Raw genomic sequence first — 13,024 nt, 5'->3', positions numbered from 1 at the left:
CAAATGTTCCAGTGCCCTGCCCTTCACTCAACGGCAGTTCCCCGTTGCGAGAGGTCCGCCGAAGTTCTACTAGTCGGCGTACGGATCCGCGATGCCGACGTACTGCGTGGTGAGGTATTCCTCGATGCCTTCGAATCCGCCTTCACGGCCCAGCCCGGACTGCTTCACGCCGCCGAACGGTGCCGCGGCGTTGGAGATGACGCCGGCGTTCAGGCCGAGCATGCCGGTCTCGATTCTTTCGCTGACGCGCAGTCCGCGATTCAGGTCCTTGGTGTAGACGTAGGCGACGAGACCGTATTCGGTGTTGTTGGCCAGCTTGATGGCTTCGTCTTCGCTCTTGAACGTGATGATCGGGGCCACCGGTCCGAAGATTTCTTCCTTCAGGATGCGGGCGTCCGCGGACACGTTCTTGAGCACCGTGGGCTGGTAGAAGTAGCCCGGTCCGTCCACCGGGGCACCGCCGGTGACGGCGATCGCGCCGTTGGCAACGGCGTCGGACACGAGGGCATGTACGCCGTTGCGGGCCTTGCCATCGATCAACGGGCCGACCGTGGAGTCCGGCTCGGTACCGCGAGCAGTGTTAAGTGCCGAGATCTTGGCAGCGAACTTGTCGGCAAAAGCATCAGCGATGGAGTCGTGCACAATGAAGCGGTTGGCTGCGGTGCAGGCCTCGCCCATGTTGCGCATCTTGGCTGCGACGGCGCCTTCGACGGCCTTGTCCAGGTCGGCGTCCTCGAAGACCACGAACGGTGCGTTGCCGCCGAGTTCCATGGAGCTGCGCAGGACCTTGTCGGCGGCTTCGCGCATGAGGGCCTGCCCGACGGCGGTGGAACCGGTGAAGGAGATCTTGCGCAGGCGGTCGTCCTTGATGAGCGGCCCGGTGACCGCGCCTGCCGTGGAGGTCTGGATGACGTTGAGCACGCCTGCCGGGAGGCCGGCTTCCTGCATGACCTGGGCGAAGAGCAGGCTGGTCAGCGGGGTCAGGTTGGCTGGCTTGAGCACCATGGTGCAGCCGGCGGCAACCGCGGGGGCAATCTTGCGGGTAGCCATGGCCAGCGGGAAGTTCCACGGGGTGATCAGCAGGCAGGGACCAACAGGCTTCTTCTGGACCAGGATGCGGTTCTTGCCGTCCGGGGCCGCGGAGTAGCGGCCGCTGACGCGGACGGCCTCCTCGGAGAACCAGCGCAGGAACTCCGCGCCATAAGCTACTTCGCCGCGGGCTTCGGCCAACGGCTTGCCCATTTCCAAGGTCATGAGCAGTGCGAAGTCTTCGGCGCGTGCCGTGACCAGTTCGAACGCGCGGCGCAGGATTTCGCCACGCTCGCGGGGAGCGGTTCGAGCCCAGGAGGTCTGGGCGGCAACAGCAGCGTCCAGCGCCGCGGCGCCGTCCTCTACTCCGGCGTCGGAGATGCTCGTGAGCACCTTGCCCGTGGAGGGATCCTCGACGTCGAACGTCTTGCCGGACGCCGCAGGCAGCCACTGGCCGTTGATGAGCAGCCCCGTGGGAACGGAGGCGAGAAGTTCGCTTTCGCGATCGGCGGTAACAGTCACAGTGACTCCTTCGTCAGTCGGTGCACGTTGTAGAGATGCACCAACACTTGATTTTTGTGGAATTACTGTCACGGTACTGCCCGCCGCGAAGCAGTGTCTACGCCTTCACGCACTGCCGCGGGAGCAAGAGTTTGTGCAGTTGCACAGCCCCCGGGTTGAGGCGGAAGCCACGGCCCGCGAGCACCGCCTTACCGCGCCGCGAGCACCGCCCTACCGCGCCGCGAGCACCGCAGAGTACAGCTCGCGCTTGCTGATGCGGGCCTCCTCGGCCACCGCGGCTACTGCTTCCTTGAGCCTGATTCCCTTGGCAATGAGCTCATTGACCGCGGCAACATGGTCCTCGGGTTTGCCCGGCGCCTGTTCAGGGGCGCCGGCCACGACGACGGCAATCTCGCCGCGGACCTCGTTGTTTTCAGCCCACTCGAGCAGTTCCCGGACCGTTCCCCGGATGACTTCCTCGTAGGTCTTCGTCAAATCGCGGCACACGGCGATGCGGCGGTCCGAACCGAACCGCTCGTGAAGGGCACGGAGCATTGGCTCGAGCCGGTGCGGTGCCTCGAAGAACACCATGGTCCGGCGTTCGTTGCCGAGGTCCGCAAGCCGGGAGCTGCGTTCGCCGGCTTTGCGGGGAAGGAATCCCTCGAAGCAGAACCGGTCCGTGGGCAGCCCTGATAGCGCCAGGGCGGTCAACACTGCGGACGGGCCGGGGAAGGCGGTGACGAAGAGTCCTGCTGCCACGGCTCCCTCCACGAGGCGGAAGCCGGGGTCGGACACTGCGGGCATGCCGGCGTCGCTCACCATGATGATGGTCTTGCCCGCGCGGACGTGGTCCAGGAGTTCCTCGGTCTTGGCGGCCTCGTTGTGCTCGTGGTAGCTGATAACCCGGCCGGAAACGGTGATGCCAAGCGACTGGACGAGCCGGTGCAGGCGCCGGGTGTCCTCTGCGGCCACGATGTCAGCCGTCTGCAACAACTCGATGAGCCGGCTGGAGGCATCGCCGACGTTGCCGATGGGAGTGGCAGCCAGCACGATCCGGCCCACGCCGTCGGGCAAGGCGGGAAGCGCCTGTGCTTCAAAAGGCTCCGCCCCCGACTCAAGGGACTCCGCCGAGTCGGGAACGGTGGTTTCATCCGGGGAGCTCAGCTGTTCAGTCACCCAACAAGCCTAATGCCCCCGCCGCCGCTTTCAGGGAGCTACCGGAGGCAAAAGGTAGCATGGGCTGAGTGACCGATACCTCCGTGCGCCCCGCCCCGCAAACCTGGTTGATACGGCGCTGGTTGACCCGGCCAGAGGACGCCTTCACGGCCGAGGCCCTGCGGACGCGGCTCATTGGCAGCATCCAAAGCTGGCGGGATTATCCGCCGTCCTTGAGGCTGTGGTTCTGGCTGATCCCAACTATCACTGCCGTGATCGGCGGGATCCTGCGTTTCGTCCGCCTCGACGCACCGCACAGCCTCGTCTTCGACGAGACCTACTACGTCAAGGACGCCTACTCGTTCCTGGTCAGCGGATACGAGAGGAGCTGGCCGGACAAGGCCAACGATGCCTTCAATGCAGGCAACCCGAACGTCCTGCTCAACTCTCCTGAGTACGTGGTACATCCCCCCGTAGGGAAATGGATGATCGCCTTCGGAATGTGGTTCTTTGGCTCGGACAATTCCTTCGGCTGGAGGTTTTCCGCGGCCCTGACGGGCACCCTCTCCATCGCCCTGATCGCCCTGATCGCCCTGAAGTTGTTCCGGTCCCACATCCTCGGCGCGGCTGCTGGGCTGCTGCTCGCCGTGGACGGCCACCACTTGGTCATGTCGCGGACGTCCCTGCTGGACATCTTCCTGATGTTTTGGCTGCTCGCTGCCTTTGGCGCCCTGCTGATGGATCGCGACGACGGACGGCGCCGGCTGGCTGCACGGCTCGCCGCGCTGGCAGGCGCCTCCAAGGACGGCCGGCCGACGGCGTTGCACCTCGCCTCGGGGCCGTGGCTCGGATTCCGCTGGTGGCGGCTGGCGGCCGGCGTCTGCCTCGGCCTGGCGGTCGGCACCAAGTGGTCGGCACTGTTCTTCGTGGTTGCTTTCGGCCTGTTGACCGTTTTCTGGGACATGAGCGCGCGGCGCATCGCGGGCATCCGGAGCTGGCCCAGCGCCGGAATCATCAAGGACGGCATTCCGGCGTTCTTCACCATGATCCCGGTGGCCGGAGCCGTGTACCTGTCGACGTGGACCGGCTGGTTCCTTTCCAAGGACGCCTACTACCGGCACTGGGCGGATGCGAACCCCTCCGATACATGGGGATGGATTCCCGGGCCGCTGCGGTCCCTGGCGTACTACCACATGGAGGCTTACAACTTCCATCAAGGCCTCAGCTCGCCGCACCCGTATTCGGCGAGCCCGTGGACCTGGCTTGTCATGGGGCGGCCCACCTCGTTCTACTACGAGTCCCCCAAACAGGGAACCCCCGGCTGCGACCTGCCCAACTGCACCTCGGCGATCCTGTCCGTCGGTAACCCGGTGATCTGGTGGGGTGCCACTATTGCGCTCTTCGTAGTGTTGTTCTGGTGGGCGGGCCGGCGCGACTGGCGGGCCGGGGCCATCCTGGCCGGCGTCGCCGCAGGGTATTTGCCGTGGTTCATGTATCCGGAGCGCACCATGTTCTACTTCTACGCGCTTTCCTTCGAACCCTTCCTCGTGCTGGCTCTCGTCTATGGATTGGGACTGGTGCTCGGCAAGAGCGGGGCTCCTCCGTGGCGCCGCCGCTCCGGCCTGTACGTGGTTGGCCTTGTGGTCGCCCTTGCCGTGCTGTTGTCGGCGTTCTTCTATCCGGTGTGGACGGCAGAAGTGATCAGCTACCAGGACTGGCGCGTGCGTATGTGGATGCCGTCCTGGATCTAAGGGTCTGCCCGGAAGGTCAGGACGGCACGCGCGCAAAGAAGCGGCCCGCCTGGGATTGAATATTCCAAGGCGGACCGCTTCTTCGTTCTTGCGGCGGCGCTACTTCTCCGGCGTGCCGGCCTCCGCGCGGACCTCCGGGTCGGTATCCACACTGTCGTCCGCGGCGGCTTCGTTCTTGGGAGAGAGTCCGCGACGACGGCGGGTAGGCCAAGTGAAGATGAGGGTCAGCAGCGCCGTGATGAAGACCAAGGCGCCGATCGCAATTCCGGAATCCATCCAGTACTGTCCCGGGAACAAGCGGATCAACGTGTCGTCGAGTGCGAAGGTCCAGGTGCCGTTGGCGAAGAAGATGTGGTGGAAGTCCGTGAAGAACTGCTGCCAGCCCAGTGCCGCAAGCGTGCCCAGTCCCAGGATGAGGACCAAGGTGACGATCGAACCGGCAAAGAGTCCGCGGCGGATCCCTCCCGTGCTTCGTTTGCGCAGATAGATCATCGCGATGATCCCAATGATGATCATGAGGGCGCCGGCCCCGAATGCCGAGAGCATCACGGTCTTGACATCGGCCATGTGGGAAACTTCGCCCTCCTTGAACAACTTCTCGCCGTTGTGGTTGACAAGCTCGCCCAAGTAGCGTGGCCCGGACCAGTTGCTGAGATAGTCCAGGGCATAGGAACCATACGTCATCCGGTCATCGGCATTGAAGCCATAGCCGTCTCCGGGGAAGCCCGGCCGGTAATACTCCACCCACAGGAACAGCGGGCTCGCGACGGCGCGGATTGCCAGCACCAGGAGGACCACCGGGTAGAAGGCGGCGAGCAGGACCTGGAAAATGCGGGGCGCCAGCGGCTTGGCTTTGGCGGCCTGCTCCCGCTCGTGGTTGCGGCGTTCCACCTCGGCTTCCGGCGGGCGGACCTGAAGGGCCGACGTCGGCAGAGGCTCTGCGAAGAGGGCCGGTTCCGGCCCGGCCTCCGCAGCCTCAGCGGCTTTGCGGTCTGCCCGGCTCTCCGGCTGTTGTGCTGCGACGGGCCGTTCGGCGAGAGGCCGTGCAGCTTCGCCTCCAACTGCGCCTGACACGGCCCCAGCTCCCTGTTTGCCTTCTTCTGGCACGCGCTTCGCCGAAGAGTCCCGCGCTCCGTCAGCGGCCCCTGCCGGGCGTACGTCAGCGGCCGCGGACTTGGGGGCGGGCTTCATCCATTCGAAGGCCGGCTCGTCGCCGTCGTCGTGGATATCCGCGTCCGGGTCTTTGGGGATCGGGCTCTTCTCGGTCACTTGGATTCACTTCCGTAGGATTCACATGCCGGAGCAGGAACGGTCCGCTGGCAATCTTCTCTGCCTTCGAGCCTACCGCCAGCCCTCGCGGAGAGACGATGAGCCACCCCGGCGAACGTCGGATTGCGGCCGGACCCGGGTGCCGTCAGGCGGCTATCTCCCGGTAGCCGGCATCGTTTGCGTCCAGGTCGCCGGTGGCGCCTGCACGGAATGCCCGCCCGCCCAGCACCAAGGCATAGACCCAGTATGCCGCGAGAACGAGCGAACCGATCAGGATCTTGGCCCACACAGGAAGCGGGCTCGGCGTCACAAATGCCTCGACAAGTCCGGAAACGAACAGGACAAGCACCAGGCCGAGGGCCACCGTGATCAGGGAACGCCCTTCGTCCGCGACTGCCTGCATCCTACGCCGCGGTCCCGGGGAAACCATGGCCCAGAAAATGCGGAGGCCGCCCGCGGAGGCGATGAAGACGGCCGTCAACTCCATGAGGCCGTGCGGGAGGATGTAGCTGAAGAACACGTCCATCTTGCCGGTGGCGGCAAACACGCCCGCTGCGACTCCCAGGCCCTGTGCATTCGCGAAAAGCGCGTATGGCACCCAGAAACCGGTGATGCCCAAGGCCACGGCCTGCGCCCCTATCCAGGCATTGTTGGTCCAGACGGCGCCGGCAAAAGACGCAGCGGGGTTCTCGGAGTAGTAGCCGACGAAGTCATGGTCGACGTATTGCTTCACGGCAGTGCTGCTTCCGAGGGCCCTCAAGGCGTCCGCGGACGTTCCGATCCAGAGGGTGTAGGCGCCTGCCACAACGCAGAAGAAAACCCCGCACCAGACCGTGAGCCAGCGCAAGCGGTAGAACGCTGCGGGCAGGGACACCACGAAAAAGCGGGCGAGGTCTTCGATGAAATTCGACCGCGCCCCGGTGAAGCGGGTACGGGCCTGGGCGAGGGCCGCCGACAAAGAGGCGGAGAGCGCGCTCTCCGGGGCCACGGACCTGATGAGGGACAGGTGTGACGACACCACTTGGTACAAACGCAGAAGCTCGTCGGCTTCACCACCGTCAAGGCGCCGTTTGTGCGCGAGCTCGTTCAAGCGGGACCATTTCGTCCCGTTCACGACAGAGAAGGCATCCATGTCCACGGCTCCACCCTAATCCCAACCCTCCCCAAACAGTCCCACATCCAAGCAAACCCCTCCTCCGCATCCGTGGCCGCGGTTAGACTCGATCCAGCGGGAGCCGTCCGGTCCTGCGGACGTCGTGGCAATGCTTGGGGGCGGGCTTGAGTTCGATCATTACCGGCGAGGCCGTGGTCCTTGAACTGCGGCCGGCGTCGTTCGGGGCGAGGGCACTCGGGCTCATGCTCGACGTCGTGGCTCACATTGCGTTGCTGCTGGGTGTGTTGTTCCTGCTCGGTATGGCGGCACCCCATGTGGACGCGGCCGCGGGCCGGGCGATGGCCTTGTCCAGCGTGGTGCTGTGCCTCGTGGTCGTCCCCGTAGCGGTGGAGACGCTGAGCCGCGGGCGTTCGCTGGGCAAGCTGGCTACCGGGCTCCGGATTGTGCGCGACGACGGCGGATCCATCCGCTTCCGGCACGCGGTGATCCGCGGGTTGATCGGCTTCCTGGAGATCTACGCGACCTTCGGCGGATTGGCCATTGCGGTGGCACTGTTCAACGACAAATCGAAGAGGCTCGGAGACGTTGTGGCCGGAACCTATTCGCTCAGGCAGCGCGTTCCCGCTGAACCTAAAATCCTCCCCTATGCCCCTCCGTACCTGCAGGCATGGGTGGGACTCGCGGATATCGGCAGGGTTCCGGACGGCATGGCGCGGCGGGCATCACAGTTCGTCCAGCAGGCCTGGCGGATGGCGCCGGACTCGCGCGCCCACATGGCCGCGGCCCTTGCGAGCGAATTGGCGGCTTACGTCGCCCCGTCGCCGCCGCCCGGAACCACACCGGAAGGCTACCTGCACGCTGTGTTGGGCGAGCGCAGAAACCGGGACCTGGAACGGCTGCGCCGCGCAGAACAACGCAGCGCCGTTGTCGGCGATCGACTCAGCAGGCTTCCGTTCACGCGCTAGCCAAGCCCGCGGCACGCAGGGTGAGCAACGCCGTCGGGCATAGCTGCGGCAAGTCCCGGCAGCGCTCAGCGCTTCGCGTAGCCGGCCCAGGCGATGTTCCAGTCGCCGAAGCCTTCCAGCGGTTCCACGACGGGGGCACCGGTGTTCAGCACCTGCACCACGTCCCCCGTACGCATGTTGTTGAAGAACCACGCGGCGTCGGCCGGGAGCAATCCAACACAGCCGTGCGAGACGTTGTACGCGCCGACGGCCCCGTAAGCCGATGGAAGTGCCTGGTGAACGTAGACCCCTGAGTTCGTGAGCCGGTTGGCGTGCTCGACGACGAGCGGTGCGTAGTAGCCCTTGTCACCGGATTTGAGGCCGATGCTGCCGGCGTTGAATCTGGAGTGGCGCTCCTGCTCCATGATCACGGCGTAGCCCGTGGGCGAGAGCCAATCCGGACTGCCGAGGGTCACCGGAGCGGTCTTGACGAGCGCGCCGTCGAAATACACCTTCATGGTCTTGGTGGCGTCGTCCACCACCGCTATCCGCTGTGGACCGGTCGTGAACGTGGCCTTGACGTCTGAGTTGCCGATCATTCCGTTGCCGAAATCCCTGCCGAACAGAGGCATGTCCACGGTGACGCTCGTGTTGGCTCCCCAGAAGGTCTCCGGGCGGATACGAACTTTACGGTCCGAGTACCAGCGCCAGGCCACCTTCTGGCCCGAGGAAACACTGATCTTCACGGCCTGTTCCATGGCGGCTTTGTCCGCCACGGGCTCGCTGAAGTTGATTTCGATGGGCTGGCCAGAACCCATGACGGCACCGTCGTTGGGGAACACCATGGCGTTGGCCTCGTTGGGCGTGGAAACCGTGGTGAACGATTGGGTCTTCCGGATTTCCCGGCCCGCGCCATCAACAACGGTGAAGCCAAAACGGTACTCAGTGTTGAACCCCAAAGGATCCAGCGTGGACCAGGTGCTGCCGTCGGCGCTGATGGCTCCCTTGACGGCCTTGCCGCCCGTGGCCGGCACAAGTTCAATGTCCTTCAGCGTGCCGTGCACGGCCTTCACGGATGGCCCGACGGCGGGATTCACTTCGCGGGCACCGTCAAGGGGCGTAATTCCCAGTTCTACTGCCTTGACGACGGCGGACCCCAGTCCGACATCCGTGCGTTGCGGCGATCCCGCTTCTGATTCGACCCCCGTTTGCAGCCAATTCGGGGCGGTCGCAGCACCGATTCCTCCGGCCGCAACCGCGGCACACATCCCCATGATTCCGAGAATCTTCCCGGCTTTGCGCTTCCTTTGCGACGCCACAGCAACTCCACATCCCCCGGCAGAAGCCAGCCCCCAAGACTGACCCGCCAAGTCTACCGGGGGTACTGATGCGTCCCCGACAGTGCCGAAAGGCGCGCCGTGTTAGTTGGCGTATTGGGCCCAGGGGATGTTCCAGTCGCCAAAGCCGTCGTCGAAATTGGCGTAGTCACCCTGGGTATTGACCACCTGGACGACGTCTCCAGTTGTCATGTTGTCGAACACCCATTTCGCACCGTCGGGTCCCAGTCCGATGCAGCCGTGGGAGAGGTTCGTGACACCTATGTACGGCAGGGCCGAGTCGGTGGCCTGGTGGATGAACTCGCCGCTGGGTGTCAGGCGCGTGGCGTAGTTGACGTCAAGCTGTCCATAGTAGGCCGGATCCCCCGGCTTGAGGCCGATGGTCGAGGCGTCCATGTGCTCTACCCGGTACTTTTCCATGAGCACCAAGTAGCCGCGCGCGGAAGGGAACCTGGTGTCTCCCATGGTGTCCGGCCACTGGCCCACTTGCTGGTCGTTGACACTGACCGTGAATGTGTGGGCAACCGCATCGGCCACCGCCACCTTCTTATCGCCGATCTTGAAGGTGTTCGACTTGTTGAAGTTGCCGATCTGTCCGTTGCCGAAGTCCACCCCGAACAGCTTGAGGTCCACGGTGACGGTGCTGTTCGCTGCCCAGAAGTTCTCCGGACGGTAACGCACCATGGTGTCGCTGAACCAGTGGAAGGCCCCGGCCTGGCCCGACGTGGAGGTAACCTTGATGGCCTTCTCGACGGCGGCTTTGTTGACCACGGGTTCACTGAACGTGAGCTGGAGCGGCTGCGCCACGCCCACCTTCGCCCCGTCCAGGGGGTACATGGCGGCGTCGGCCTCGTTCTGCGTGGAAACCGTTGTGAAGGATCCAGTCTTCGACGTCGGGCGTCCGGCCGCATCCGCAACGGTGTAATTGAAGGTGTAGGAGGAGTTGAACTCGAGGGGCGTGGACGCGGTCCAGCTCAGTCCATCCGGGGTCAACGCACCATCGACGGTCTTCCCTCGGGCGCTCGTCAGGGAGACCCTGTCCAGGGTTCCGTCCTTGACGCTGATCGTGACGGGCGCAGCCGGGTTCACCTGTTTGGCCCCGCTCGCAGGCGAGGCAACAACCGTGGCAGGCTTCACGACAGGCAGCACTGCTGCCGCCTCGCTGCGTTCACCTGATGATCCCTCGGACTCGATTGCCGCGCTGGCCGCATGCGGGGCCACTGCGGCGAACGTGCCGCTGAGCGCGGCAATGAGGCAGACAACCACGATCCAGGCGACCTTGCGGAACCGGCTTCGCTTCGTCGGCGTCGTGTCCGAGTGCCCAGCGTCCAAGTGCCCAGCGTCCAAGTGCCGGGCACTGGTGCTTTCCTGCTCAACGTCGAAGAGCCGCGCAGCGTCCACATGCTCGAAAGTGTCCGCTTGCTCGCCGTCGGGATTAAGGCCCATTCCTGTTTTCTCCAAAACTCACGCCCCCAAAAAACTCACGCCCCACAGCCGCATCCTAAAGGGCGCGGCTTGATATTGGCTGGGAGCCCGCCTCGGCGCGCCCCCAGCGGGTGTACTCAGTACCTGTAGTGTTCCGGCTTGTACGGCCCGGCGACGTCAAGGTCCAGGTATTCCGCCTGTTCCTTGCTGAGCTCGGTTAGTTCCACGCCCAAAGCGTCCAGGTGCAGGCGGGCGACCTTCTCGTCGAGGATCTTGGGCAGCACGTAGACCTGGTTCGAGTATTCGCGCCCGGCCCCTGGGCCAGAGCCAGTCTGGTCCTTCTTGGTCCACAGCTCGATCTGGGCGATCGTCTGGTTCGCGAAGGAGTTGCTCATGACGAACGACGGGTGGCCGGTCGCGTTGCCCAGGTTCAGGAGGCGGCCCTCGGACAGCACGATGATCGATCGCTCTTCGCGGCCGTCGGCCGGGGGGAACACCCACTCGTGCACCTGCGGCTTGATTTCCACTTTCTGGACGCCGGGGACCTTGGACAGCCCGGCCATGTCGATCTCGTTGTCGAAGTGGCCGATGTTGCCAACAATCGCCTTGTTCTTCATGCGGAGCATGTCCGAGGCCATGATGACGTCCTTGTTGCCGGTGGTTGTGATGAAGATGTCCCCCTGCTCCACGACCGAATCCAACTTGGCTACCTGATAGCCGTCCATGGCTGCCTGGAGTGCGCAGATGGGGTCGATCTCCGTCACGATCACGCGCGAACCCTGGCCCCGAAGCGCCTCAGCGGCGCCCTTGCCGACGTCGCCATAACCGCAGACGACGGCGACCTTGCCGCCCATGAGCACATCGGTGGCGCGGTTGAGCCCGTCAGGCAGGGAGTGGCGGATGCCGTATTTGTTGTCGAACTTGCTCTTGGTCACCGAGTCGTTGACGTTGATGGCCGGGAACAGGAGCTTGCCCTGTTCGGCGAGCTGGTAGAGGCGGTGCACGCCCGTGGTGGTTTCTTCACTCACGCCACGGATGCCGGCCGCGATGCGGGTCCACTTTTTCGGGTCGGCGGCAAGGCTCTTCCGCAGCACATCAAGGACGAGCGCATACTCTTCGGGATCGCTTTCCGTGGCCGTGGGCACAGCGCCTGCGGCTTCGAATTCGACGCCGTTGTGGACCAGCAGCGTGGCGTCGCCGCCGTCGTCGAGGATCATGTTGGGGCCCAGCTCCGGGTTGGCGTCCGCGCCCGGCCAGCTGAGGATCTGCTCAGCGGTCCACCAGTATTCTTCGAGAGTCTCGCCCTTCCAGGCGAACACGGGAACACCCTGGGGATCCTCCACGGTTCCCCTGCCGACCACGACGGCGGCAGCGGCCTCGTCCTGCGTGGAGAAGATGTTGCACGAGGCCCAGCGGACCTCGGCGCCCAGGGCTGTCAGCGTCTCGATGAGCACCGCGGTCTGCACGGTCATGTGCAGGGATCCCGCAATGCGCGCGCCCTTGAGCGGCTGGCTCGGACCGAACTCGGCGCGCAACGACATGAGGCCCGGCATTTCGTGCTCGGCCAGGCGAATCTGGTGACGCCCGGCTTCAGCCAGGGAGATGTCTGCAACCTTGTAGTCGAAAGTCATGGAAGTCCTTTGGAAGTACCGAATGGTCGAGTCAGGGGGCTCAGGCGTGGCCGGGGCCGTCGTGTTGGCCTGCGTCGTGTTGGTCCGAGGCCGCGGCGTTGGCGGCCGCCAGCAGCTCCGGGGGAAGCAGCAAGGGGATTCCGTCCTGGATGGCATAGCGGAGCTTCTCACCCGACGCGGCAGCGGCCGTCGTGACAAGTTCCTCGCCGTCCTGCTCCAGCGGGGACCCGGTGACAGGGCACCGCAGGATGGACAACAATTCAGGACTGACCTTTGGCATGGTTGAAGCTCCCTGGATGGCATCCCGCGGACGCCGCTGTGGACAGATATGGCAGCTTCCAGAGTACAACCCGGCGGCGCAGCGCACGGTGTCACAAAGCTTGTCATGCGGGGAGCGGCGACACATAAGGCGACACACAGCGTCAGGGGACGCGCAGTTCCTGTTGTCCGGGGGTCAGGAAGGATCGCGCAGGATGCGCAGGTGGCGCCTGGTTCCCTCTGCAGGGGCCGGTCCGTCGAAGGGTGTGCGGACTGTGCGTTGTTCCGGCGCGGCCGGGGCCGACGCGGCTTCACGCACGGCGTTCGCCAGGGCAAGGAGATCGTCCGGCCCGGGCTGAGGCGGTGAGGATGGCATGGCGAGCCTCATGACTTCCCAGCCCCGCGGCACAGTCAGCGATTCGGCATGCTGCGCGCACAGATCGTAGGAATGCGGCTCGGCATATGTGGCCAGCGGACCCAGCACCGCCGTGGACTCGGCGTAAACGTACGTCAAAGTAGCCACCGCGGATTGGCGGCAGGCTGATCTGGAACACTGACGGATTGCACCCACAACATCCCAGATTAGCCGCACTTCCCCGCGGCGCGGTGC

Annotated in this window: 11 protein-coding genes; 2 read left to right on the top strand and 9 right to left on the bottom strand. The window is 64.9% G+C overall.

The features are described 5' to 3' along the window. Window positions 1-69: 69 nt before the first annotated feature. Together LFT47_RS06370 and rsmI are read right to left on the bottom strand one after the other, a co-directional pair. Entirely contained in the window at window positions 70-1,551 is a 1,482-nt protein-coding gene (locus tag LFT47_RS06370; protein WP_236816319.1) for an NAD-dependent succinate-semialdehyde dehydrogenase, read from the bottom strand. A 210-nt stretch (window positions 1,552-1,761) separates the two neighbouring features. Next, a complete protein-coding gene (rsmI, locus tag LFT47_RS06365; protein WP_442863460.1) occupies window positions 1,762-2,592 on the bottom strand; it encodes a 16S rRNA (cytidine(1402)-2'-O)-methyltransferase in 831 nt (276 codons plus the stop codon). Window positions 2,593-2,774: 182 nt separating this feature from the next. Here rsmI and LFT47_RS06360 point away from each other — a divergent pair, with 182 nt between their 5' ends. Next, entirely contained in the window at window positions 2,775-4,436 is a 1,662-nt protein-coding gene (locus tag LFT47_RS06360; protein WP_236816316.1) for a dolichyl-phosphate-mannose--protein mannosyltransferase, read from the top strand. Window positions 4,437-4,535: 99 nt separating this feature from the next. Here the strand turns inward: LFT47_RS06360 and LFT47_RS06355 are convergent, their stop codons facing one another. Together LFT47_RS06355 and LFT47_RS06350 are read right to left on the bottom strand one after the other, a co-directional pair. Continuing rightward, window positions 4,536-5,705 (bottom strand): TIGR01906 family membrane protein, encoded by a 1,170-nt coding sequence (locus LFT47_RS06355; RefSeq protein ID WP_236816308.1) that lies wholly within the window; start codon window positions 5,703-5,705, stop codon window positions 4,536-4,538. A 145-nt stretch (window positions 5,706-5,850) separates the two neighbouring features. Next, on the bottom strand, window positions 5,851-6,843 hold the full coding sequence (locus LFT47_RS06350; RefSeq protein WP_236816306.1) for a stage II sporulation protein M: 993 nt from the start codon (window positions 6,841-6,843) through the stop codon (window positions 5,851-5,853). A 140-nt stretch (window positions 6,844-6,983) separates the two neighbouring features. Here LFT47_RS06350 and LFT47_RS06345 point away from each other — a divergent pair, with 140 nt between their 5' ends. Further along, on the top strand, window positions 6,984-7,784 hold the full coding sequence (locus LFT47_RS06345; protein ID WP_236816304.1) for an RDD family protein: 801 nt from the start codon (window positions 6,984-6,986) through the stop codon (window positions 7,782-7,784). A gap of 65 nt (window positions 7,785-7,849) precedes the next feature. On the opposite strand, the gene LFT47_RS06340 is transcribed toward LFT47_RS06345, so the two are convergent. The 5 genes from LFT47_RS06340 to LFT47_RS06320 form a co-directional block, all read right to left on the bottom strand. Further along, window positions 7,850-9,082, bottom strand: coding sequence for a L,D-transpeptidase (locus tag LFT47_RS06340; protein ID WP_236816302.1), 1,233 nt, complete (start codon window positions 9,080-9,082; stop codon window positions 7,850-7,852). A gap of 102 nt (window positions 9,083-9,184) precedes the next feature. Continuing rightward, the gene (locus LFT47_RS06335; RefSeq protein ID WP_236816299.1) at window positions 9,185-10,546 is read right to left on the bottom strand and encodes a L,D-transpeptidase; all 1,362 of its coding nucleotides are present in this window, start codon (window positions 10,544-10,546) and stop codon (window positions 9,185-9,187) included. Between the two features lie 116 nt (window positions 10,547-10,662). Further along, complete coding sequence (gene ahcY, locus LFT47_RS06330; protein ID WP_236816297.1) at window positions 10,663-12,156, bottom strand: adenosylhomocysteinase; 1,494 nt, start codon at window positions 12,154-12,156, stop codon at window positions 10,663-10,665. A gap of 40 nt (window positions 12,157-12,196) precedes the next feature. Then, entirely contained in the window at window positions 12,197-12,436 is a 240-nt protein-coding gene (locus tag LFT47_RS06325) for a Trm112 family protein (protein ID WP_236816295.1), read from the bottom strand. A 174-nt stretch (window positions 12,437-12,610) separates the two neighbouring features. Further along, entirely contained in the window at window positions 12,611-12,985 is a 375-nt protein-coding gene (locus tag LFT47_RS06320) for a DUF3499 domain-containing protein (RefSeq protein WP_272909617.1), read from the bottom strand. Between the last annotated feature and the right edge of the window lie 39 nt (window positions 12,986-13,024).

Origin of the sequence: Arthrobacter sp. FW306-2-2C-D06B, from assembly GCF_021789175.1 — a bacterium.
GTDB lineage: Bacteria > Actinomycetota > Actinomycetes > Actinomycetales > Micrococcaceae > Arthrobacter.
This window is presented reverse-complemented; position numbering and strand designations above follow the sequence as displayed.